The 21437-nt window shown below is 67.0% G+C and carries 22 protein-coding genes; 12 read left to right on the plus strand and 10 right to left on the minus strand.

The features are described 5' to 3' along the window. Positions 1-18 precede the first annotated feature (18 nt). The 4 genes from VPH47_RS01385 (at position 19) to VPH47_RS01400 (ending at position 4566) form a co-directional block, all read left to right on the plus strand. The gene (locus VPH47_RS01385) at positions 19-894 is read left to right on the plus strand and encodes a tryptophan 2,3-dioxygenase (protein ID WP_125426943.1); all 876 of its coding nucleotides are present in this window, start codon (positions 19-21) and stop codon (positions 892-894) included. Positions 895-1075: 181 nt separating this feature from the next. Continuing rightward, complete coding sequence (locus VPH47_RS01390) at positions 1076-2575, plus strand: peptide MFS transporter (protein WP_368849966.1); 1500 nt, start codon at positions 1076-1078, stop codon at positions 2573-2575. Between the two features lie 19 nt (positions 2576-2594). After that, positions 2595-3200, plus strand: coding sequence for a thioredoxin family protein (locus tag VPH47_RS01395; RefSeq protein WP_368849967.1), 606 nt, complete (start codon positions 2595-2597; stop codon positions 3198-3200). Positions 3201-3426: 226 nt separating this feature from the next. Continuing rightward, positions 3427-4566, plus strand: coding sequence for a hypothetical protein (locus VPH47_RS01400; RefSeq protein WP_368849968.1), 1140 nt, complete (start codon positions 3427-3429; stop codon positions 4564-4566). Between the two features lie 81 nt (positions 4567-4647). Here VPH47_RS01400 and VPH47_RS01405 read toward each other — a convergent pair whose 3' ends face one another. Beyond that, a complete protein-coding gene (locus VPH47_RS01405; protein ID WP_057501376.1) occupies positions 4648-5139 on the minus strand; it encodes a MarR family winged helix-turn-helix transcriptional regulator in 492 nt (163 codons plus the stop codon). Positions 5140-5268: 129 nt separating this feature from the next. Between VPH47_RS01405 and hppD the strand changes: the two genes are divergently transcribed. Further along, positions 5269-6381, plus strand: a complete 1113-nt coding sequence (gene hppD, locus VPH47_RS01410; protein WP_176433087.1) for a 4-hydroxyphenylpyruvate dioxygenase — start codon at positions 5269-5271, stop codon at positions 6379-6381. A gap of 104 nt (positions 6382-6485) precedes the next feature. After that, complete coding sequence (gene hmgA / locus VPH47_RS01415) at positions 6486-7784, plus strand: homogentisate 1,2-dioxygenase (RefSeq protein WP_368849969.1); 1299 nt, start codon at positions 6486-6488, stop codon at positions 7782-7784. An 84-nt stretch (positions 7785-7868) separates the two neighbouring features. Here the strand turns inward: hmgA and VPH47_RS01420 are convergent, their stop codons facing one another. Further along, entirely contained in the window at positions 7869-8414 is a 546-nt protein-coding gene (locus VPH47_RS01420; RefSeq protein ID WP_110713981.1) for a hypothetical protein, read from the minus strand. A gap of 125 nt (positions 8415-8539) precedes the next feature. Between VPH47_RS01420 and VPH47_RS01425 the strand changes: the two genes are divergently transcribed. Then, positions 8540-9163, plus strand: coding sequence for a hypothetical protein (locus tag VPH47_RS01425; RefSeq protein WP_153854696.1), 624 nt, complete (start codon positions 8540-8542; stop codon positions 9161-9163). 73 nt (positions 9164-9236) lie between these two features. Beyond that, on the plus strand, positions 9237-10202 hold the full coding sequence (locus VPH47_RS01430) for a sodium:calcium antiporter (RefSeq protein WP_248858394.1): 966 nt from the start codon (positions 9237-9239) through the stop codon (positions 10200-10202). A gap of 457 nt (positions 10203-10659) precedes the next feature. Here VPH47_RS01430 and VPH47_RS01435 read toward each other — a convergent pair whose 3' ends face one another. The 8 genes from VPH47_RS01435 to VPH47_RS01470 form a co-directional block, all read right to left on the minus strand. Then, entirely contained in the window at positions 10660-11049 is a 390-nt protein-coding gene (locus tag VPH47_RS01435) for a Na+/H+ antiporter subunit G (protein WP_049401677.1), read from the minus strand. Then, the gene (locus VPH47_RS01440; protein WP_006399171.1) at positions 11046-11330 is read right to left on the minus strand and encodes a K+/H+ antiporter subunit F; all 285 of its coding nucleotides are present in this window, start codon (positions 11328-11330) and stop codon (positions 11046-11048) included. Before VPH47_RS01440 ends, VPH47_RS01435 begins: the two co-directional genes overlap by 4 nt. After that, the gene (locus VPH47_RS01445; RefSeq protein WP_110713978.1) at positions 11327-11833 is read right to left on the minus strand and encodes a Na+/H+ antiporter subunit E; all 507 of its coding nucleotides are present in this window, start codon (positions 11831-11833) and stop codon (positions 11327-11329) included. Before VPH47_RS01445 ends, VPH47_RS01440 begins: the two co-directional genes overlap by 4 nt. After that, on the minus strand, positions 11830-13365 hold the full coding sequence (locus tag VPH47_RS01450) for a monovalent cation/H+ antiporter subunit D (RefSeq protein WP_180846937.1): 1536 nt from the start codon (positions 13363-13365) through the stop codon (positions 11830-11832). The genes VPH47_RS01445 and VPH47_RS01450 overlap by 4 nt, the downstream gene beginning before the upstream one ends. Next, positions 13362-13754 (minus strand): Na+/H+ antiporter subunit C, encoded by a 393-nt coding sequence (locus VPH47_RS01455; RefSeq protein WP_153854693.1) that lies wholly within the window; start codon positions 13752-13754, stop codon positions 13362-13364. The genes VPH47_RS01450 and VPH47_RS01455 overlap by 4 nt, the downstream gene beginning before the upstream one ends. Next, on the minus strand, positions 13754-16585 hold the full coding sequence (locus tag VPH47_RS01460) for a monovalent cation/H+ antiporter subunit A (protein ID WP_368849970.1): 2832 nt from the start codon (positions 16583-16585) through the stop codon (positions 13754-13756). The genes VPH47_RS01455 and VPH47_RS01460 overlap by 1 nt, the downstream gene beginning before the upstream one ends. A 333-nt stretch (positions 16586-16918) precedes the next feature. Next, on the minus strand, positions 16919-17404 hold the full coding sequence (locus tag VPH47_RS01465; protein ID WP_153854691.1) for a DUF962 domain-containing protein: 486 nt from the start codon (positions 17402-17404) through the stop codon (positions 16919-16921). A gap of 143 nt (positions 17405-17547) precedes the next feature. Continuing rightward, entirely contained in the window at positions 17548-18474 is a 927-nt protein-coding gene (locus VPH47_RS01470; protein ID WP_368849971.1) for a phosphoribosylaminoimidazolesuccinocarboxamide synthase, read from the minus strand. 144 nt (positions 18475-18618) lie between these two features. Here VPH47_RS01470 and VPH47_RS01475 point away from each other — a divergent pair, with 144 nt between their 5' ends. The 4 genes from VPH47_RS01475 to yegS all read left to right on the plus strand — a co-directional run bounded on the left by VPH47_RS01475 (position 18619) and on the right by yegS (position 21430). Then, positions 18619-18948 (plus strand): DnaJ family molecular chaperone, encoded by a 330-nt coding sequence (locus VPH47_RS01475; RefSeq protein ID WP_014038745.1) that lies wholly within the window; start codon positions 18619-18621, stop codon positions 18946-18948. Between the two features lie 30 nt (positions 18949-18978). Then, the gene (rpe, locus tag VPH47_RS01480; RefSeq protein WP_032127160.1) at positions 18979-19653 is read left to right on the plus strand and encodes a ribulose-phosphate 3-epimerase; all 675 of its coding nucleotides are present in this window, start codon (positions 18979-18981) and stop codon (positions 19651-19653) included. Between the two features lie 57 nt (positions 19654-19710). Continuing rightward, positions 19711-20193: a GNAT family N-acetyltransferase gene (locus tag VPH47_RS01485; protein WP_110713973.1), complete on the plus strand. Its 483-nt coding sequence runs from the start codon at positions 19711-19713 to the stop codon at positions 20191-20193. A gap of 283 nt (positions 20194-20476) precedes the next feature. Then, a complete protein-coding gene (gene yegS / locus VPH47_RS01490; protein WP_164161303.1) occupies positions 20477-21430 on the plus strand; it encodes a lipid kinase YegS in 954 nt (317 codons plus the stop codon). The last annotated feature ends 7 nt before the right edge of the window (positions 21431-21437 follow it).

Genomic DNA, 21437 nt, shown 5'->3' on the forward strand with positions numbered 1-21437 from the left:
CCCGATCTGGCCGCACCCATGTCCGTCGACAACAACCAACGCGATCTCGAAGCCGGCATCCACACCGATCTGCAGGGGCGCCTGACCTATGGCGGCTACCTGCGGCTGGACCAGCTGCTCAGCGCGCAGCAGCCGCTGTCCAACCCGCCGCACCACGACGAGATGCTTTTCATCATCCAGCACCAGACCTCGGAGCTGTGGCTGAAGCTGCTGGGCCACGAACTGCGTGCCGCGATCGGCTTCCTGCAGCGCGATGAAGTCTGGCAATGCCGAAAGGTGCTGGCGCGCAGCAAGCAGGTGCTGCGCCAGCTCACCGAGCAGTGGTCGGTGCTGGAAACGCTGACTCCGTCCGAGTACATGGGCTTCCGCGACGTGCTGGGCCCGTCGTCGGGCTTCCAGTCGCTGCAGTACCGCTACATCGAGTTCCTGCTGGGCAACAAGAACGCGCAGATGCTGCAGGTGTTCGAGCACGACGCGGCCGGGCAGGCCCAGCTGCGCAGCGTGCTGGAAGCGCCCAGCCTGTACGAGGAATTCCTGAAGTACCTGGCCCGCTTCGGCCATGCCGTCCCGGCAGTCTACGAGGCCCATGACTGGACCCAGCCGCATGTGGCCGACGACGCACTGCAGCCGGTCTTCGAACGCATCTACCAGGACACCGACCGCTACTGGCGCGAGTACTCGCTGTGCGAGGACCTGGTGGACCTAGAGACCGCCTTCCAGCTGTGGCGATTCCGACACATGCGCACGGTGATGCGGGTGATCGGCTTCAAGCGCGGCACCGGCGGCTCGTCCGGGGTGGGCTTCCTGGCCAAGGCGCTGGAGCTGACCTTCTTCCCCGAACTGTTCCAGGTACGCACCAGCCTGCAGGCCGCGCCCCCGGCAGAACTGGGGTGATCCCCATTCAGCTTGGCCCCCGGCGATTGGCTGGATCGTTTCAGATGCAAGTTCAGCGAGCAGGCCATGACCTGCCTCAAACGGCGTGTATTTGACGTGAACGCCAGAAGTCGGTGATCCTCGCGCGTTGCTCCAACTGCACATCGGACGTGCTCGTCATCCACCGAACCAGGAAATCCGCATGAGCGTAAACGCCACTGCGAACACCCCAGAGCCGGCGCTGCCGGACTTCAAGACCACGCTGGGCCATCCGCGCCCGCTGTGGATGCTGTTCATGACCGAGTTCTGGGAGCGCTTTGCGTTCTACGGCATCCGCTGGGCCTTGGTGCTGTACATCGTCGCCCAGTTCTACAACGGCAACGCTGCCGGTGAAGGCGACGCCAGCCGCATCTACGGTGCCTACCTGGCCCTGGTGTACGCCGCGGCGATCTTCGGTGGCTACGTGGCCGACCGGGTCCTGGGCTACCAGCGCTCGATCCTGACCGGCGCGATCATCATGGCCGCGGGCCTGTTCATGATCTCGCTGCCGCAGGAGCACATCTTCAAGCTCGGCCTGGCCACGATCATCGTCGGCAACGGCCTGTTCAAGCCCAACATCTCGACCATGGTCGGCAAGCTGTACGGCCTGAAGGACGAGCGCCGCGATTCGGGCTTCACCATCTTCTACATGGGCATCAACATCGGCGCGATGATCGCCCCGGTGCTGACCGAGTACCTGGCCCGCAAGGTCTTCGGTACCACCGAAATGCCGTCGTACAAGGTCGTGTTCATTGCCTCGGGCGTGGGCATGCTGATCTCGCTGGTGTGGTTCTACATCGGTCGTGCCGGCCTGAAGGGCATCGGTGCACCGCCGGCCGGCGCTGAAGGCTTCGGTCGCATCATCATGGTGCTGATCGGTGCCGTGGTCGCCATCCCGGTCGCGTACTTCCTGCTGGCCACCGGCGCCACCGCGCTGGCCTGGATCCTGGGCGCGATGTTCACCGCGCTGGCCGTGCTGCTGCTGGTCGAGGGCATCCGCGAGGGCAAGGTACAGCGCGACCGCGTGATCGCCATGCTGATCATCTTCGCCTTCAACGTGATGTTCTGGATGTTCTTCGAGCAGGCCGGCAGCTCGTTCACCTTCCTGGCCGAGAACATCGTCAACCGCCAGTTCGGTGACTGGACCTTCCCGACCGCGTGGTTCCAGTCGGTCAACTCGGTGGCCATCATCACCCTGGCACCGGTCATCGCCTGGATCTGGGTGGCCATGGGCCGCGCCAATCCGTCCATCCCGCGCAAGTTCGGCCTGGGCCTGCTGTTCAACGGCGCCGCGTTCGCGCTGTTGATGTTCGCCCTGTCGCAGATGGTCGTGGACGGCAAGATCCCGTTCTGGACCCTGTTCATGGTCTACGTCATCCAGTCCGTGGGTGAGCTGTGCCTGTCGCCGATCGGCCTGTCGATGGTGACCAAGCTGGCCCCGGTGCGCTTGGTCGGCTTCGGCATGGGTGGCTGGTTCCTGTCCACCGGCATCGGCAACAACCTGTCGGGCATCTTCGCCGGTGTGGTCAGTGGTGAAGGCGGCATGACGGTCGAGTCGGCCCTGAAGGGGTATACCTTCGGGTTCTGGGCCCTGATCGGCTCCGGCGTGGTGCTGTTCCTGGTCGCCCCGCTGATCAACAAGCTGATGCACGGCGTCAAATGATGATGAGAGGGTAGAAGGCATGCGCAGCAAGCTCGGTGGTGCAATGGTGGTGGTCTGTGCGGCGCTGATCGGCGCCTGTTCCCAACCGCAACCGCCTGCCGTCGCCGAGCCCACGCAGCCTCTGGATACCCGACCCACCGAGCCACCGGTCGCTGACCCCAGCGAACCGGTGGCCTCGGGCAACACCCCGGTGGCGGCGGACATCGCCGCCATCGCCGGGCTCGGCGCGCAGTTCGATCCGGCCCGCGATCCCGCCGACGATCTGGCCACCGCCAAGGTGGAAGCCCAGCGCGGCAAGAAGCGCATCCTGCTGGAGGTCGGCAACGCCGCCTGCGATCGCTGCCAGGCGCTGGACGAGCTGGTGGAAGGCAACGGCGATCTGCGCCGCTTCCGCGATGCCCACTACGTGTGGGTGAAGGTCAACGCCAGCGACGAACAGCCCAACACCGCCTTCTTCGCCCAGTTCCCGGAAATGGAGCGCGACTACCCGCACCTGCTGGTGCTCAATGCCGATGGCAGCCTGCTGGTGTCGCAGGCGACCGGCGAACTGCGCAAGGGCGACGCCTTCCAGCCGGCACGGGTGACCGCCTTCCTCAAGCAGTGGGCACCTGACAAACCGGAATAGGGTAGTGCCGGCCGCTGGCCGGCAGCTTCGGTGGATGCCGACCGCTGACCGCCACCCCCGGTGGGTGCCGACCGTTGGTCGGCACTGAGGCACATCCACGCGTGACGTGGGTCGATTGCGCGCGCCGTCACACTCTCCGAATCGGCATCTCAACTTCACCGCACGTACGCCGTTACCGGCAAGGACCTCAGTCGACATCCCGTCGATGCACCCTACCGGAATGCCCATGCACAGCGACCACGCCGAACGACTGCCCGAACCTGCCAGCACTCTGGCCGACGGCGAAGCAGGCGATGGCGTGACCCTGCCGCCGCAGGAGGCACTGCTGGATGACGCGGGTACCGGCGAGGACACCGTTGAACTGGCACCGCCGCGTCACCGCCTGCCGCAGATCGCGCTGCCCGACAACGTGGTGCTGAAGGGCGCGGTGCAGAAGCTGGTCGAGCAGAAGGCGCGGCTCGATGCATTGGCTGCCGAAGGTCAGCTGGCCGGGTTGCTGCCGCCGGAGTGGCAGGGCCAAGGCGTGCGTGCGATCGAACTGTCCACGTTCATCCAGGGCGTGCTGCCGTTCCTGCAGCCGGGCGAACGTGGTGAAACCGCGCCGGCGCGCCTGCCGGTGCGCCACGTGCTGGGTGACGACAGCCGCTGGGGCCTGGAGGACGTCTCTGAACCAAAGTCGCTGGCCTGGTACCTGGCCAGCGACGAGCGCGCAACCGCCGGCAGCAAGGACGTGGCGGAGGCCTATCTGGTGGGTGCATTGGGGCTGGCGTGGATGCAGGAAGGGCGCAGCCGTCCCGGCTTCCTGCGCGCGATGGGCCAGGAGAGCCTGGCAGCGCGGGTGACCATGCTCGGTTACCCGCCGGCCAACGAACTGGCGCTGTACAGCGTCACCGCGCACGGCCAGCCACAGCTCTGGTGCGTGCAGGGCCGCCGCCGCATGCGCCCGCTGGTGGCACCGTGGCTGAGCGTGCCGCTGCTGACCGCCTACGGCGTGCCGGCACCGGTCGCGTGGCCGTCCAGTTTCCCGCCGGTGGAGGCGGTTGCGGAACTGCTGGCGACCGCGCGGCAGGGACGCGCGCTGCCGGAAGTGGACCTGGGCAAGGTCGTGGCGAAAATCGCCGAGGACGCCGCGTCTGACGCCTGGCAGCCGGTCAGCCTGCTGCAGCTCAACACCTGGTCACCGCGCTGGCACTTCTTCCTGGGCACCTTCGTCGGCCTGCCGTCGCTGCTGCTGGTGGCTGCCGCGCTGGCGCTGCCGGGTGCGGTCGAAGCGGCTACGGTTGCCGCCTCGCTGGGCTTCGCCGGGGGAGCCATCGCTGCGCTGGCGGTGCCGTGGATCCATGCGCGGCGCAAGCATCTGAGCTGAAAAAAGGGGACGGAGGGGATTAAGCCGCAATCAGCACATGTGTGCGTGATACGACTTAATCCCCTTCGTCCCCTTTTTCTTTCAGACCCCTTCGCCCATCCGCTCCAGGCCTTCGCCGGCCAGGCGCAGGATCAGCTTTTCCAGCACCTGCTCTTCCTCGTCGCTCAGCACCGACATCAGCTTGCGGGTGATCTCGATCACCATCGGCGCGATGGTCTCGTACACCTCGAAACCGGCTGCCGACAGGGCAAGCACCGAGCGGCGGCGGTCGTCGCCGTGGGTCTCGCGCTTGATGAAGCCGCGCTCCAGCAGGCGGGCCACGGCACGGCTGACCGCCACCTTGTCCATCGCCGTGCGGTCGGAGACCTCGCTGGCCGAGGAGCCCGGGTACAGCGCCAGGATGGTGATCACCCGCCACTCGGGAATCGCCAGACCGTAACGATCGCCGTATAGCTTGGCGATGTTGCCGCTGACCCGGTTGGACAGCACGCTCAGCCGGTACGGAAGGAACTGTTCCAGGTCGAGCAGGACGTGCGAGGCACGCAGGCGGGTCGAGGCGGGATCGGGGCTCATGTTGCGGTGCACCTTGCTGGTGGTTTCAAGTGTAACTATAAGGGTTGGGTCCAGACCCTGCATTCTCGCCGGGTCCCTACCTGCCCGCACCTGGTTTGTACCGATGCGGTACCGATTCGGAGCCACGCCATGAATACCGCAGTCCCGACCGCCTCGCACCCCAACCCCGGCATGCAGGTCACCACCTTCGAGAACCCGATGGGCATCGACGGCTTCGAGTTCGTCGAATTCGCCGCCCCGGCCGGCCGTGGCCAGGAGCTGCACGAGTACTTCCGGAAGATGGGCTTCAGCGCGGTGCTCAAGCACAAGCAGCGTCCGATTACCGTCTATCGCCAGGGCGACGTCAACTTCCTGGTCAATGAAGACCCCGATTCGTTCGCCTCGGACTTCGCCGAAAAGCACGGCCCGTGCGCCTGCGGCTTCGCCATCCGCTTCAAGAAGCCGGGCCAGGAGGTCTACCAGACCGCGCTGGGCAACGGCGCCGAAGCCATCGCCTTCAAGCCGGACAGCAAGGCGGTCAGCGCGCCGGTCATCAAGGGCATCGGCGACTGCATGCTGTACCTGGTCGACCGCTACGGCAGCGCAGGCAGCATCTTCGATGGCGACTACGAGCCGATCGCCGGTGCCGACCTGCACCCGGTGGGCTTCGGCCTGACCTTCATCGACCACCTGACCCACAACCTGTACTTCGGCAACATGCAGCAGTGGTCGGACTACTACGAGCGCCTGTTCAACTTCCGCGAGATCCGCTACTTCGACATCAAGGGCCTGAAGACCGGCTTGGTGTCCAAGGCGATGACCGCGCCGGACGGCATCGTGCGCATCCCGCTGAACGAATCGTCCGACCCGAAGAGCCAGATCAACGAGTACCTGGACGCGTACAAGGGCGAGGGCATCCAGCACATCGCCTGCTTCACCGAGAACATCTACGAGACCGTTGAAGCGATGCGCGCGCAGGGCGTGGATTTCCTCGATACGCCGGAGACCTACTTCGACGTGATCGACCAGCGCGTGCCGAACCACGGTGAAGACGTGGCGCGCCTGGCCAAGAACAAGATCCTGATCGATGCCGATCCGGAAACCCACCAGCGCAAGCTGCTGCAGATCTTCACCCAGAACTGCATCGGCCCGATCTTCTTCGAGATCATCCAGCGCAAGGGCAACGAAGGCTTCGGCGAAGGCAACTTCACCGCGCTGTTCGAAAGCATCGAGCGCGACCAGATCCGCCGCGGCGTGCTGTAACGTTCAACGGTAGCGCCGGGTCATGCCCGGCGCCTGCTCATCTGTAGAGCCGAGCCATGCTCGGCTGCTTCCCGTTCCGGTCTCGCCGTTTTTCAGGAGCCCCCATGTCCACCGCCATCACCGCCCGCGGCTACCAGTCCGGTTTCGGCAACGAATTCGCCACCGAGGCCGTCGCCGGCGCGCTGCCGGTCGGACAGAACTCGCCGCAGAAGGTGGCCCACGGCCTGTACGCCGAACAGCTGACCGGCACCGCCTTCACCGCGCCGCGCGGCAGCAACCGCCGCAGCTGGCTGTACCGGATCCGCCCGGCGGTGACCCATGGCGAATTCACGCCGTTCGCGCAGTCGCGGCTGCAGTGCGATTTCGGCGCTCAACCGGCTTCGCCGAACCAGCTGCGCTGGAGCCCGCTGCCGCTGCCGGAACTGCCGACCGACTTCGTCGAGGGCCTGTACACGATGGGCGGCAACGGCTCGCCCGATGCGCATGCCGGCGTGGGCATCCACCTCTACGCCGCCAACCGCGACATGGTCGGCCGCTACTTCTACGATGCCGATGGCGAGCTGCTGATCGTGCCGCAGCTGGGCGGCCTGCGCCTGCTGACCGAGCTGGGCGTGATCGAGATCGAGCCGCAGCAGATCGCGGTGATCCCACGCGGCGTGCGCTTCCGCGTCGAACTGCCCGATGGCCCGAGCCGCGGCTACATCTGCGAAAACTACGGTGCGCTGCTGAAACTGCCGGACCTCGGTCCGATCGGGTCCAACGGCCTGGCCAACCCGCGCGACTTCGAGACCCCGCACGCGGCGTTCGAGGATGTCGATGGTGATTTCGAGCTGATCGCCAAGTTCGAGGGCCGCCTGTGGCGTGCGCCGATCGACCATTCGCCGCTGGACGTGGTGGCCTGGCATGGCAATTACGCGCCGTACCGCTACGACCTGCGCCGCTTCAACACCATCGGTTCGATCAGCTACGACCACCCGGACCCGTCGATCTTCCTGGTGCTGCATTCGCCCAGCGACACGCCGGGGACCAGCAACATGGACTTTGCGATCTTCCCGCCGCGCTGGCTGGTGGCGCAGAACACCTTCCGCCCGCCGTGGTTCCACCGCAACATCGCCAGCGAGTTCATGGGCCTGGTGCATGGCGCCTACGACGCCAAGGCCGAAGGCTTCGTGCCGGGCGGCGCGTCGCTGCACAACTGCATGAGTGGCCACGGTCCGGATGCGCCGACCTTCGACAAGGCCTCCAATGCGGACCTGTCCAAGGCGGACGTGATCAAGGACACGATGGCCTTCATGTTCGAGACACGCGCGGTGATCCGCCCGACCGCGCAGGCCTTGGCGGCCGGCCATCGCCAGGGCGATTACCAGCAGTGCTGGAACGGCCTGCGCAACAACTTCCGCTGACCCGGAAAAGGGGACGGAGGGGATTAAGTCGCAAACAGCGCACGTGTGCTTGAAACGACTTAATCCCCTCCGTCCCCTTTTTCTTCAAGCGGCCTCGGCGAACGCATCGCAATGCTCCAGTGGCAGCGCCTCCAGCAGGCGCTGCCGCACGCGCTGGCAGTAGCCGTCCGAGGTCAGCGCGGGCAGCATCTGCATCGCCGACTGCAGCCGCTGCAGCACCTCGTCTTCCGCTCGCGCCTGCTGCAGGTCGCGGAACAGCGCCGCCGCCTGCGGGTGGCGCTGCATTTCCAGGATGCCCAGCACGTAGATGCGCGCGGCCACCAGCGAGCGGCGGCGTTCGACCGGTGTGGCAGTCGCTGCAGCCGGAGCCGGTGCTGCAGCAACCGGTTCGGGAGCGATGACAGCGCTGGGGGAGGGCGTGGGCGTCGCAGTGGCCTGCCCTGTGCTCAGGTAGCCCGCCTGCACCAGCTGGATGACCATCGCCGGCGCCTCCGCACCGAGCAGGCCGGTCAGTTCGGCGATGCTGCGCTGGCCGTCGCACAGGATCAGCAGCCGGCGCTGGCGCATGTCCAGCGGCGCGCGGTGAGCCTGCAGCGCGGTTCGGGCGAGATCGGTCTTGCGCGGTTGCATGGGAGGGACAGCCAAGTCGGTGCACGCCGAGCCTGAACGAAGGCGATGAAACCGCGATGACAATGCAACGCCTGCACGCACCTTGCGCTAGCGTGCAGCCACCTTCGTGCCAGGGAACCGCACCGATGAAGCACCTCCCGATTGCTGGTCTGTTGCTGCTGTCGCTCGCCGCCTGCAACCGCAATGCCGAGGCACCCGCCGCGGCCGACGCTACCACGCCATCCAGCGCAGGCGCCTCCGCCAGCCCGGCAGCCACACCCATTGCAGCCGCGGAACCGGGCCCGGCACGCCTGGATGGCTTCGCCGGCGCGACGCTGGGCACCGGCATCGCCGAGGTCCGCAGCGGCTTCGGCGCGCCACTGCAGGGGCTGGGTGCCGACGCCAGCGGCACGCCGCTGCCGGCCGACGACAGCAACGACGGCTGCTATTTCCTGCATCCGCAGGACGCCGAAGACCCGCGCCTGATGATCGAAGGTCGCAAGCTGGTGCGCTATGACGTGCGCAGCCCCGCGATCACCGCACCGGGTGGCGGCAAGGTCGGCATGACCCTCGGCGAGCTGCAGGTGCTGTACCCCGAGCGCGCCGACGTCGGCCCTGACAAATACGACGAGAAGGCCCAGCACCTGCGCGTGCGCCCGGCGCAGGACGGCGCTGCGGTGATCGACTTTGCGCTTGGCGCTGATGGCCGGGTGAGTGCATGGCGGGTCGGGCAGACCCCGCAGGTCGATTATGTGGAAGGCTGTGGCTGATCCTTGATCCACGGCCCAGCCATGCGCGCGGGGCCAGCGTAGAATCGCGCCACGACCGCTGGGGGAGTGCTCGATGATCGCTATTGCCATTGCCTGGTTCCTGCTCGGCCTGCTGTTGCTGGCGCTGGGCGGGGACTCCATCGTCAAGGCCGTGTCCGGCCTGGCCCAGCGCTTCGGGGCCAGCCCGTTCACTGCGGGCCTGCTGTTGCTCGGGGTGACCACCTCGTTGCCGGAACTGGCGGTCAACGCGCGCGCGCTGGCGGTCGGCCAACCCGAGCTGGCGCTGGGCAATGCAGTAGGCAGCAGCATCGTCAACGTGGGCCTGACCCTGGCCATGGCGGCGATCGCCGCCCCGCTGCTGCTGCGCGCGCGCCTGCAGACGGTGCTGTGGTGGTCGCTGCTGGCAGCGGGCGTGCTGCTGATCCTGTTCGGGCTGGATGGGCGCCTGGTGCGCTGGGAGGGTGGCGTGCTGGTGGCCGGCTTCATCGTCGTGCAGGTGCTGCTGCTGCGCCGTGGCCGCAGCGAGAGCGCGGACGTGCAGGCGACCATCGCCGAGTCCGCCTTGAGCCGCACCAGCCTGCCATTGAACGTGCTGCGCGTGCTGATCGCGGCGTTGACCCTGTACTGGGGCGCGCGCCTGGTGGTGGGTGCCGCAGCGGACTTCGGTGCGGCGCTGGGCTGGACGCCACTGCTGGTCGGCCTGCTGCCGGTTGCAATCGGCACCGCATTGCCGGAGGTGGCCACCGCCATCGCCGCCGCGCGTCGCGGTCACGGTGACATGGTGCTGGGGCACGTACTGGGCTCCAGCGTGGTCAACCTGCTGCTGGTGATCGGCGCGATGGCGATGCTGCAGCCGCTGGCGCTGCCGGCCTCGTTCGTACGCCTGGAACTGCCGGCGCTGCTGGCCTTCGCACTGGTGCTGTACCCCATGCTGCGCGGCGACCTGAAGATCAGCCGCGGCGAAGGCGGGATCCTGCTGGTCGCGTTCACGGGCTGGTTCGTGCTGGAACTGCTGCTGGTGGGTGCCCCAGCGTTGTAAATCCACGCCATGCGTGGATGCAGTTGGCTCCGTGCCGACCAAGGTCGGCACCTACCGGTCACCCCGCCGATGATGCGGTAGCTGCCAACCTTGGTTGGCACTCGGGGAAACAAAGCGCCGACCAAGGTCGGCCTCTACCGGGCATTGCGGTCGGTAGATCCACGCCATGCGTGGATGCGGTTGGTTCCGTGCCGACCAAGGTCGGCACCTACCGGTCACCTCGCCGATGATGCGGTAGCTGCCAACCTTGGTTGGCACTCGGGGAAACAAAGCGCCGACCAAGGTCGGCCTCTACCAGGCATTGCGGTCGGTAGATCCACGCCACGCGTGGATGCGGTTGGCTCCGTGCCGACCAAGGTCGGCACCCACCTGTCACCCCGCCGATTACCCGGTAGCTGCCAACCTTGGTTGGCACTCGGGGAAACAAGGCGCCGACCAAGGTCGGCCTCTACCGGATTTACCGGTTCTGCGTGGTTTCTTCTTCCCGCACCGGTTCCGGCGGCGGCAGCTGCTCTTCAGCAGCCGGCTCGTTGCCGGGCAGGCTGGGGCGGGTTTCCATCAGCAGCGACAGCGCGGCCTTGGCCATCATGTGTGCGCTGATCGGTGCAGTGATGAACAGGAACACGGTGATCAGCAGCTCGCGCGGCTGCGGGTCCTGGCCGAGGAAGATGTGGTAGCACACCGAACACACCAGCACGCAGCCCACGCCCAGCGTGCTGGCCTTGGTCGGTGCGTGCAGCCGCTTGAAGAAGGTGGACAGCTTCACCAGGCCCAGTGCGCCGACCAGGATGAAGAAGCAGCCGAACAGCAGCAGGATCGACAGGCCGATCTGGATCGCAGTGATCATTCGACGATGTCCCGGCGCAGCACGAACTTGCTCAGCACCACGGTGCTGCCGAAGCCGAGCATGGCGATGACCAGTGCGGCTTCGAAATAGATCGCTGAGTTGAGGTACATGCCGAACAGCATCAGCTCTGCAATGGCAGTCACCGACAGGGTGTCCAGCGCGAGGATGCGGTCGGGCACGGTCGGGCCGCGCAGCAGGCGCCAGGTGGCCAGCAGCATCGCCAGCCCGACCACGTGCATGCACACCACCAGCGTGGTCTGGATGATCTGGAATCCAGTCATGGGAAGATCTCCATCAACGGGGCTTCGTAACGTCGCTTGATCGTGTCGATCAGGTCCTGCGGGTCCTCCAGGTGCAGCACGTGCACCAGCAGGAACCTGCGGTCGTCGCTGAGCGCGGCCGAGACCGTGCCCGGGGTCAGGGTGATCATGCTGGTCAGCGCAGCGATGCCGTGGATGTTGGCGATGTCCAGCGGCAGCCAGATGAAGCCCGGGTGGATGTTCTTCTCCGGGCCCAGTACCTGGATCGCCACGCGGATGTTGGACATCAGGATGTCCCACAGGGTCACGCACAGCAGCTTGGGCAGCGGGCGCAGGGTGCCGATGCGGGCGAACTCGCGGTCCAGGCGCGCGGCGAACAGCGGCACCACCACGCCCAGCACCAGCCCCAGCACGAACTGGCCGAGGGTGAAGCTGTCGGACATCAGCAGCCAGAACGCCACCACCATGATGCTGAGCATCGGCGAGGGAATGATGCGGCGGAACAGGGAGCGCTGGGCGGTCATGGCTGGCGGATCTCCGGCGGGGTCGCACGCAACTGCTGCACATACTCGCTGGGGTGCAGCAGCTGTGCGGCGGTGGCGTCGGTGTAGCGCATCAGCGGTGCAGCGGCCAGGGTCATGCCGATGCCGTAGGCCAGCAGGATGCAGGCCGCGTACAGCTCGACCCGGCGCAGGCGTGCCTTGCGCGGCTTCGGTGCATCGGCCTCGACCGGCGGTACGCGCCAGAACAGGCGGATGCCGCCGCGGGTCAGGCCCATGATCACCAGCAGGCTGCTGACCAGCACCGCGGTCCACACCGGCCCGGTGTACTGCGCCGGCATGCCGGCCAGCAGCGCGGCCTTGGCCAGGAAACCGGACAGCGGCGGCAGGCCGGCCACCGACACCGCGCCGATCAGGAACAGCACCGCCGGGGTTTCCTTGCCCGGCATCGGCGCGACCACTTCCTTGCGGTCGCTGGCGCCACCGCGACGGCGGCGGATCAGGTCGGCAATCAGGAACAGTGCGGCGGCGACGAAGCTGCTGTGCGGCAGGTAGTACAGGCCGGCGGACAGCACCTGCGGCGTGCCTACCGAGAAGGCGATGAACAGCGTGGCTGCCGAGACGATCACCAGGTACGAGATCAGCACGCGCAGGCGGGTCGCGGCCAGCGCACCGAGGCCGCCAAGCACCAGCGTTGCCACGCCGGCCCACAGCAGCCAGTCGCGGCCGTAGCCGGCCATCGCACCGGCATCGTCGCCGAACCACAGCATCTGGATGCGCAGCACCGAGTACAGGCCGACCTTGGTCATGATCGCGAACAGGGCGGCGACTGCAGCCGGTGCGCGCGAATAGGCTTCCGGCAGCCACAGGTACAGCGGCATCAATGCGGCCTTGGCGCAGAACACCAGCAGCAACAGGCCCATCGTCGCTTTCACCAGGGTCAACTGCGCCGGCGGCACCTCGGCGATGCGCTGCGACAGCTCGGCCATGTTCAGCGAGCCCAGCGAGGCGTACAGCAGGCCCAGTGCGATCAGGAACAACGTCGAGGCGGTGACGTTGAACACCACGTAGTGCAGGCCGATGCGCATGCGCAGGCCGCGGCCGCCACTGAGCAGCAGGCCGTAGGAGGCGATCAGCATCACCTCGAAGAACACGAACAGGTTGAAGATGTCGCCGGTCAGGAACGCGCCATTGAGGCCGACCAGCTGGAACTGGAACAGTGCATGGAAGTGCGGTGCGCGACGGTCCCAGCCCGAGCAGGCATGCAGCAGGCAGGGAATGGCCAGCAGCAGGGTGGTCAGCAGCATCCACGCCGACAGCCGGTCGGCCACCAGCGCGATGCCCAGCCGCGACGGCCAGTCGCCCAGCAGGTAGACGTTGATGTCACCGCCCACGGTCGATGCGAACAGCAGGCCCACCGCCAGCGCCAGCGCCGACAGCGAGGTCCAGGCCACCGTGCGCTGCACCCTGGGGCCATAGCGGCGGTGCTCGACGAACAGCGACAGTGCGGCACCGAGCAGCGGAATCAGGATCGGCAGGATCACCAGATGGTTCATGCGCGATCCTCGCCCTGGCGCGGCGGCGCGTCGTCGCCTGGTCCGGTTTCGTCAGGTTCGTGGGCGTCCACATGGTCGCTGTGGTTGTCGCTGCGGCTGCGCATGGCCAGCACGATGCTGACGGCGGTCATCGCGAAGGCGATCACGATCGCGGTCAGCACCAGGGCCTGCGGCAGCGGGTCGGTGTAGTTGCCGAGGTGGCTGTCCACGCCTTCCTGCAGCACCGGCGCCTTGCCCAGCACCACGCGGCCACCGGCGAAGATCAGCAGGTTGGTCGCATAGGACAGGAAGGTCATGCCGAGGATCACGTCAAAGCTGCGCGCACGCAGCAGCAGGTAGACGCCGATCGCGGTCAGCACGCCGATCGCGGTAGCCAGGGCCAGTTCCATCAGTGCATCTCCCCGGTGCGTGCCGAACGGCGTTGCAGGTCGATCTCACCCTTGCGGGCGGTACGGGTACGCGACGGCTTGATCGTGCCCATCATCGACAGCATCAGCATGGCGCCACCGAACACCACCAGGTACACGCCGATGTCGAAGCCGATGGCGCTGGCCAGTGGCACGTCACCGATCAGCGGCAGGTGCAGGTCGAGGTGGCCGCTGGTCAGGAACGGCACGCCGAACAGCATCGACGCGCTGCCGCTGAGCAGGGCGATCAACAGGCCCGTGCCGATGCAGCGGATGTAGTCGAAGCCGAAGCGCGATTCCACCGACGCGGTGCCCTGGATCACGTACTGGATCAGCAGCGGCACCGCCAGCACCAGGCCGGCGATGAAGCCACCGCCCGGCGCGTTGTGGCCGCGCAGGAACAGGAAGATCGATACGGTCAGGGTCAGCGGGAACATGATCTGCGCCAGGTCGGCCGGCACCGGCAGCTTGATTGGCGGGCCGGGCATGATCTGCTCCGGCGCCATGCGGGTGCGCCGCAGCAGCGCGTGCACCACCAGCGCGGCGATGCCGAACACGGTGATCTCGCCGAAGGTATCGAAGCCGCGGAAGTCGACCAGGATCACGTTGACCACGTTCTGGCCGTAGGCCTCGGGCAGTGCCCGGCCCAGCAGCTCGCCGGCCATGGTGTTCGGCGGCAGGGTCATCGCGGAGTACGCCAGCGCGCCAAGGCCGGCACCGGCGATGATCGCGATCACCGCATCGCGGCGCTTGCGCCAGCGTGGCCGCTCCGGCCCGGACTGCGCGGGCAGGTAGTTCATGCCCAGCAGCATCAGCACCAGGGTCACCATCTCCACCAGCAGCTGGGTCAGGGCGAGGTCGGGCGCGGACAGGAACACGAAGGTCAGCGCCACCATCAGGCCGACGCCGCCGACCAGCAGCACCGCCAGCAGGCGCTGCTTGTAGACGCGAAGGGTGGCGACCGCACAGGCCATCATCACCAGCCACAGCGCCCAGCCCAGCAGCGGGATCGGCTGCGGCGCGGTCCAGTTCGGCGAGGCCGGATTGGCCACGAATGGTGCGGCGGCGACCACGATCGCCACCAGCACCAGGCCCAGCAGCATGCGCTGCAGGCTGCCGTTGGCGATGCCGTTGGTCAGGCGCATGGCCAGCGCGGAAAGCGCATCCAGCTGCGCATGGAACACATTGCGGCCGGTGGTACGGGTTTCCACGCCGTGCAGATTGATCAGCCTGCGCAGGCCGAAGTACAGCGCCACGCCACCGACCACGCCGATCGCACTCATTGCCAGCGGCAGGTTGAAACCGTGCCATACCGCCAGGCTGTACTCGGGCATGGCATTGCCGAGGATCGAGGCCGCGGCGGCATGCAGCACCGGCGCCACGGTCAGTGCCGGGGCGACGCCCACCGCCACGCAGATCACCACCAGCAGTTCCACCGGCACCTTCATCCAGCGCGGCGGCTCATGCGGCACGCGGTCGAGGTCGTGCGGGCCGGGGCCGAAGAAGGTGTCGTGCACGAAGCGCAGGCTGTAGGCCACGCCGAACACACCGGCCAGCAGCGCCGCGATCGACACCGCCGTGCGCATGGCGCCCGGGCCGCCGCCGGCGGTCAGCGCTTCGGCGAACAGCATTTCCTTGGACAGGAAGCCGTTGAGCAGCGGGATGCCGGCCATCGCCAGCGAGGCGATGATCGCCAGCGCGCTGGTGAACGGCATCAGCCTGCGCAGGCCGCCCAGCTTGCGCATGTCACGGGTGCCGGTTTCGTGGTCGATGATGCCGGCGGCCATGAACAGCGAGGCCTTGAAGGTGGCGTGGTTGAGGATGTGGAACACGCCGGCCACCACCGCCATCGGCGTGGACAGGCCGAACAGCAGGGTGATCAGGCCAAGGTGGGAAATGGTCGAGTACGCCAGCAGGCCTTTCAGGTCGTGCTGGAAGATCGCATTCCAGGCACCGATCAGCAGGGTCAGCGCGCCGATGCCACTGACCGTGTAGAAGAACAGGTCGCTGCCGGCCAGCGCCGGGTGCAGGCGCGCCAGCAGGAATACGCCGGCCTTCACCATGGTGGCCGAATGCAGGTAGGCCGAGACCGGCGTGGGCGCCGCCATCGCGTGCGGCAGCCAGAAGTGGAACGGGAACTGCGCGCTCTTGGTGAAGATGCCGGCCAGCACCAGGAACAGGGCGTAGGGGTACAGCGCGCTGGCGCGGATCTGCTCGCCGGCGGCCAGCACCACGTCCAGGTCGAAGCTGCCGACGATGCGGCCGATCAGCAGCACGCCACCGAGCAGGGCCAGGCCACCGCCGCCGGTGATCACCAGCGCCATGCGTGCGCCCTCGCGGGCGTCCTGGCGGTGCGACCAGAAGCCGATCAGCAGGAACGAGCTGATGCTGGTCATTTCCCAGAAGATCATCAGCAACAGCAGGTTGCCCGACAGCACCATGCCCAGCATGGCGCCCATGAACAGCAGCAGGTAGCAGTAGAAGCGGTGGGCGTTGTCCTGCTGGCTCAGGTAGTAGCGCGCATACAGCACCACCAGCGCGCCGATGCCGAGCACCAGCCCGGCGAACATCCAGGCCAGCCCGTCCAGGCGCAGGGTGAAGTCCAGGCCGATCTGCGGCAGCCAAGGGACCATCGTCCGCACCACCTGGCCGTCGAGCACCGACGGGGTCAGCCAGCCGAGGATGGCCAGCCCGCCCAACGGCGCCAGCGCCGCCAGCCAGGCAGCAGTCGAGCGCGAACTACGGGGGAAGGCCGCAACAGCCGCTGCCATCAGGAACGGCAGGGCCAGCAGCAGGGGCAGGCTGGGGAGCATGCAGGGAATCCATGATTCACGAGCAGGTCAGGGAGGATAACAGGCTGCGAAATGTCGCCGAAACCCATCGAACAGCGATCAATTGCATGTAACGTCCGCTGATTCATTTTTTCTGCAGCGCAGCATCACGTTGCTGCGGCCCCTCCCCGGTTGCCCTCGGGGGACACCCTACGCCCACGCAGGGAGACCGCAGGCCCTGTCGCACAGGGGCTGCCGTCGACGGGCGGGCGATGGGGAACGGATCACCGGTGCAGGCTGGCAGGGCCGTCGTGGAGTGCGGGTGACGGAATCTGCCCGTTCAGGAAACGAGGGGCGCGGTCGGCCACGGGCAGGTCAGTAGCGCCAGTCGAGCTTGCGGTAGAACTTGGCCATCACCCAGGCCGGGCCGATCAGCAGGTAGGTCAGGTCGGTCAGGAAGCTGGGCTTGCGGCCCTCGAACTTGTGACCGATGAACTGCGCGATCCAGGCCACCACGAACACGCCCACCGCCAGCCAGAACAGGTTGTGCAGGCCGATCTCGGCCTCCAGCAGGCGGCACAGGCAGCCGAACACGAAGAACTGGATGAGCATGCCGATGCCCAGCGGGCGCGACAGCTTGTTGTAGAAGCACCAGGCGCTGAACATCGCGAACGCCGACCAGATGCCGTACTGGAGCCAGGTGATCAGTGGCGGCAGGCACCACAGCAGGGCCACCACCGACCACAGGATTGCCGGTACCGCCACCACGTGGATGCGCTGGTTGATCACATTGCGGTGGTCGTCGGAGTAGCTGGCGAAATAGCGGTCGATCGGCCGCGCAAGCTCGGTGGATGTCTGCATGCTGCGTCGCTTCCTCGGACAACGGTAGTGCCGGCCGCTGGCCGGCAAGCCAGAGCATAGCCGAGTTCGCGAGGTTGCCGGCCAGCGGCCGGCGGTACCGCATTCAGAACGCCCCCAGCCAGACCGGCCGGGGGCGCAGGGGATCAGTCGACGCTGATCCCGGCCAGGCGCTGCAGCGCCTCGGCGTACTTGGCGCGGGTGCGCTCGATGATCTCGGCCGGGATGGTCGGGCCCGGGGCGGTCTTGCCCCAGTCCAGCGTCTCCAGGTAATCGCGCACGAACTGCTTGTCGTAGCTCGGCGGGCTGGTGCCCACCTCGTACTCGTCGGCCGGCCAGTAACGCGAGGAATCCGGCGTCAGCATCTCGTCCATGATGTACAGGCGGCCATCGGCATCGGTACCGAATTCGAACTTGGTATCGGCCAGGATGATGCCGCGCTCGCGGGCGTAATCGGCGGCGAACTTGTAGATGCGCAGGGTGGCGTCGCGCACACGCTCGGCCATCTCGGCACCGACCTGCTTCACCATCGCATCGAAATCGATGTTCTCGTCATGGTCGCCCACGGCGGCCTTGGTCGAGGGGGTGAAGATCGGCTCAGGCAGCTGCTCGGCCTGGCGCAGGCCGTCCGGCAGGTCGATGCCGCTGACCTTGCCGGTGCGCTGGTAGTCCTTCCAGCCGCTGCCGATCAGGTAACCGCGGGCGATCGCTTCCACCGGCACCGGCTTCAGCTTGCGGGTGACTACCGCGCGCTTGGCGTACAGGGTCGGGTCCACGCCTTCGGGCAGCACGCTGGCCACGTCGATGCCGGTCAGGTGGTTGGGCATCAGGTGCGCGGTCTTGGCGAACCAGAAGTTGGAGACCTGGCAGAGCATCTCGCCCTTGCCCGGGATCGGGTCGGGCAGGACCACGTCGAACGCCGACAGGCGATCGGTGGCCACCATCAGCAGGTATTCGCCCGGCGGGGTTCCGGCTGGCAGCCGCTCGCGCGGGATATCGAACACATCACGCACCTTGCCGCGATGGCGCAAGGGCAGGCCGGGGAGATCGGATTGCAACAGCGTGGTTGGCACGGGCACTCCTGGGGCGTTGTCGATACGGCTGCTGCCCAACGGACCCGGCGGGCCCGCTGACCAGCGGGCGGCCTAGTGTAAAGCGGTCCGGGCCCGCTGTGACGTAAAATGAGCGTCCATTTCGTCGGTCGACCCCGGAGCGCCATGCGCTGGTACGGAAAACTGCTCGGATTCATCGCCGGCGCCCTGCTGTTCCGGCCCAATCCGCTGTTCGGCGCGGTGGTCGGCCTGTTGATCGGCCACGCCTTCGACTCGGACTGGTTCCGCCTGAACAAGGAGAACCCGTACCGGGAGCTGGGGCTGACCTCCGAGGCCACCGATGCCGAGGTCGAGCGCGCCTACCGCAGGCTGATCTCGCAGTACCACCCCGACAAGCTCGGCGGCGCCGCCCCCGAGCTGCAGCAGCAGGCCGAGCAGAAGTCGCGGCGGATCAATGCCGCCTACGACCGCATCAAGACCCTGCGCAAGCGCTGACCCACTTTCCCCTCGTTGCAAGGCCCGGCCATGTCCAACTGCCTCATCGCCCCCTCCATCCTGTCCGCCAACTTCGCCCGCCTCGGCGAGGAAGTCGACAACGTCCTCGCCGCCGGCGCGGACTGGGTCCACTTCGATGTGATGGACAACCACTACGTGCCGAACCTGACCATCGGCCCGATGGTCTGCCAGGCCCTGCGCAAGCACGGCGTGACCGCGCCGATCGACGTGCACCTGATGGTCGAGCCGGTGGACCGCATCATCCCGGACTTCGCCGAAGCCGGTGCCACCTACATCAGCTTCCACCCGGAAGCGAGCCGCCACGTGCACCGCACCATCCAGCTGATCCGCTCGCTGGGCTGCAAGCCGGGCATCGTGCTCAATCCGGCCACGCCGGTGGACATCCTCGACTGGGTGCTGGATGACCTGGACCTGGTGCTGCTGATGTCGGTCAACCCGGGCTTCGGTGGCCAGGCCTTCATTCCCTCGGCGCTGGACAAGCTGCGCGTGGTGCGCAAGATGATCGACGCCAGCGGCAAGGACATCCGCCTGGAGATCGACGGCGGCGTGAAGGCCGACAACATCGGCGAGATCGCCGCCGCCGGCGCCGATACCTTCGTTGCCGGTTCGGCCATCTTCAACGCCAAGACCAGCTACCAGGACGTGATCGCGCAGATGCGCGCGAATGTCGCTGCGGCACGCTGACAAAAAAGGGACGGAGGGGATTAAGCTCGCCTGATTCCCTCCATCCCTTTTTCGCCCATGGCTCTGTTGAACATCCGTCCGGCCACTGTGGCTGATGCCGGCCTGATCCTGCATTTCATCCGCGAACTGGCCATCTACGAGAAGGCCGAGCATTCGGTGCAGACCGATGAGATCGGCATCGCCGAGAGCCTGTTCGGCGCCGATGCCACGGCCCGCGCGCTGATCTGCGAAGTCGACGGCGAAGCGATCGGCTATGCGGTGTATTTCTACAACTACTCCACGTGGTTGGGCCGCAAGGGCATCTACCTGGAAGACCTGTATGTCAGCCAGGAAAAGCGTGGTGTGGGCGCCGGCAAGGCGCTGCTGAAGTACATCGCACGCCAGGCCGTGGCCGAAGGCTGCGGCCGTTTCGAATGGTCGGTGCTGGACTGGAACACCCCGGCCATCGAGTTCTACACCGCCGCTGGTGCCACGCCGCAGGACGAGTGGACGGTGTACCGGCTGCAGGGCCAGGCGTTGCACGAGTTCGCCAACGGCTGAGGCGAAGTGCATCCACGCATGGCGTGGATCTACCAACCTGGTGTGTGTGAACCGCAACCCGGTGGGTGCGAACCTTGGTTCGCACGCCCTCCGAGCTCCGAAAAAAAAGCCACGCCAATCACTGGCGTGGCCTCGCTGCATGCGTGGGAGGCTGATCCTGCCTCCATCCGTCGTCCCTGCTATGGCCTTCCATTCTCCAGCAGCTGAATGACACCTGCGTGACATTCACTGCGGACAAACGGCGCATTGCTAGCCTGTGCCACCCCCGTCCTGGAAGCACCGCATGACCACCCCGCGCTGGCGCCTGATCCTCAACGGAAAATCCGCAGGCAATGACGCGCTGCGCGACGCGGTCGGTCATTGGCGTGGGCAAGGCGTGCAGCTGGACGTGCGGGTGACCTGGGAGGACGGTGACGCCGAGCGCTACGTGGCCGAGGCCATCGATCATGGCGTGGACGTGATCGTCGCTGCCGGTGGTGATGGCACGCTCAGTGCCGTGGCCGAGACGCTGGCGCACCGTGAGGAAGCGGCAGATGCGTTGCCCTCGCTTGCACTGATTCCGATGGGGACCGCCAACGATTTCGCCACCTCGGCCGGCATTCCGACCGCGCCGAAGGAGGCCTTTGCCTTGATCGCGCAGGCGGTGCCGCACGCCATCGATCTGCTGCGCGTGGACGCCGATGGCACGCCCTGGTGGTGCGCCAATCTCGCCAGCGGGGGCTTCGGCACGCAGGTGACGGTGGAGACCGATGCCGGCTTGAAGAAGATGCTGGGCGGGCTGGCGTATGTGATCACCGGCATCGCCAAGCTGGGGCGGATCGAGCCGATCCATGCGCGCCTGTCAGGTCCGGATTTCGCATGGGAGGGCGACTTCATCGCGCTCGGCATCGGCAATGGCCGCCAGGCCGGTGGTGGCCAGCAGTTGTGCCCGCAGGCACTGATCGATGATGGGCAGCTGGACGTGACGGTGCTTCCGGAGCTGGAGGGTGAAGTCACCGCCACGCTCGGCCAGATGCTGAAGTCGGGCACCCAGGCCGCACTGGAACAGCTGGCAACGCGCGCGCGCCTGCCGTGGCTGCAGGTGGAATCCGAGCGCCCGTTGACGCTCAACCTGGACGGCGAACCGGTACAAGCCCGCCAGTTCCGCATCGCGTGCGTGCCGGGCAGGGTGCGGATGCATCTGCCGACCGGATGCCCGTTGCTTGCTGGGGCCTCTGCTGAGAATGCCCCGGCGTAGCGCCGGT

The organism is Stenotrophomonas sp. WED208 (genome assembly GCF_040984485.1).
GTDB classification, from domain to species: domain Bacteria; phylum Pseudomonadota; class Gammaproteobacteria; order Xanthomonadales; family Xanthomonadaceae; genus Stenotrophomonas; species Stenotrophomonas riyadhensis.

Excerpts from the sequence above, each read along its gene's own strand:
- VPH47_RS01430 (WP_248858394.1), top strand. The coding sequence starts at position 9,237 with ATGATCGCTATTGCCATTGCCTGGTTCCTGCTCGGCCTGCTGTTGCTG.
- yegS (WP_164161303.1), top strand. The coding sequence starts at position 20,477 with ATGACCACCCCGCGCTGGCGCCTGATCCTCAACGGAAAATCCGCAGGC.
- hmgA (WP_368849969.1), top strand. The coding sequence starts at position 6,486 with ATGTCCACCGCCATCACCGCCCGCGGCTACCAGTCCGGTTTCGGCAAC.
- VPH47_RS01465 (WP_153854691.1), bottom strand. The coding sequence starts at position 17,404 with ATGCAGACATCCACCGAGCTTGCGCGGCCGATCGACCGCTATTTCGCC.
- VPH47_RS01435 (WP_049401677.1), bottom strand. The coding sequence starts at position 11,049 with ATGATCACTGCGATCCAGATCGGCCTGTCGATCCTGCTGCTGTTCGGC.
- hppD (WP_176433087.1), top strand. The coding sequence starts at position 5,269 with ATGAATACCGCAGTCCCGACCGCCTCGCACCCCAACCCCGGCATGCAG.
- VPH47_RS01450 (WP_180846937.1), bottom strand. The coding sequence starts at position 13,365 with ATGAACCATCTGGTGATCCTGCCGATCCTGATTCCGCTGCTCGGTGCC.
- VPH47_RS01440 (WP_006399171.1), bottom strand. The coding sequence starts at position 11,330 with ATGACTGGATTCCAGATCATCCAGACCACGCTGGTGGTGTGCATGCAC.
- VPH47_RS01455 (WP_153854693.1), bottom strand. The coding sequence starts at position 13,754 with ATGGAACTGGCCCTGGCTACCGCGATCGGCGTGCTGACCGCGATCGGC.
- VPH47_RS01425 (WP_153854696.1), top strand. The coding sequence starts at position 8,540 with ATGAAGCACCTCCCGATTGCTGGTCTGTTGCTGCTGTCGCTCGCCGCC.
- VPH47_RS01405 (WP_057501376.1), bottom strand. The coding sequence starts at position 5,139 with ATGAGCCCCGATCCCGCCTCGACCCGCCTGCGTGCCTCGCACGTCCTG.
- VPH47_RS01385 (WP_125426943.1), top strand. The coding sequence starts at position 19 with ATGTCCGTCGACAACAACCAACGCGATCTCGAAGCCGGCATCCACACC.
- VPH47_RS01400 (WP_368849968.1), top strand. The coding sequence starts at position 3,427 with ATGCACAGCGACCACGCCGAACGACTGCCCGAACCTGCCAGCACTCTG.
- VPH47_RS01390 (WP_368849966.1), top strand. The coding sequence starts at position 1,076 with ATGAGCGTAAACGCCACTGCGAACACCCCAGAGCCGGCGCTGCCGGAC.
- VPH47_RS01485 (WP_110713973.1), top strand. The coding sequence starts at position 19,711 with ATGGCTCTGTTGAACATCCGTCCGGCCACTGTGGCTGATGCCGGCCTG.
- VPH47_RS01460 (WP_368849970.1), bottom strand. The coding sequence starts at position 16,585 with ATGCTCCCCAGCCTGCCCCTGCTGCTGGCCCTGCCGTTCCTGATGGCA.
- VPH47_RS01420 (WP_110713981.1), bottom strand. The coding sequence starts at position 8,414 with ATGCAACCGCGCAAGACCGATCTCGCCCGAACCGCGCTGCAGGCTCAC.
- VPH47_RS01395 (WP_368849967.1), top strand. The coding sequence starts at position 2,595 with ATGCGCAGCAAGCTCGGTGGTGCAATGGTGGTGGTCTGTGCGGCGCTG.
- VPH47_RS01475 (WP_014038745.1), top strand. The coding sequence starts at position 18,619 with ATGCGCTGGTACGGAAAACTGCTCGGATTCATCGCCGGCGCCCTGCTG.
- VPH47_RS01445 (WP_110713978.1), bottom strand. The coding sequence starts at position 11,833 with ATGACCGCCCAGCGCTCCCTGTTCCGCCGCATCATTCCCTCGCCGATG.
- rpe (WP_032127160.1), top strand. The coding sequence starts at position 18,979 with ATGTCCAACTGCCTCATCGCCCCCTCCATCCTGTCCGCCAACTTCGCC.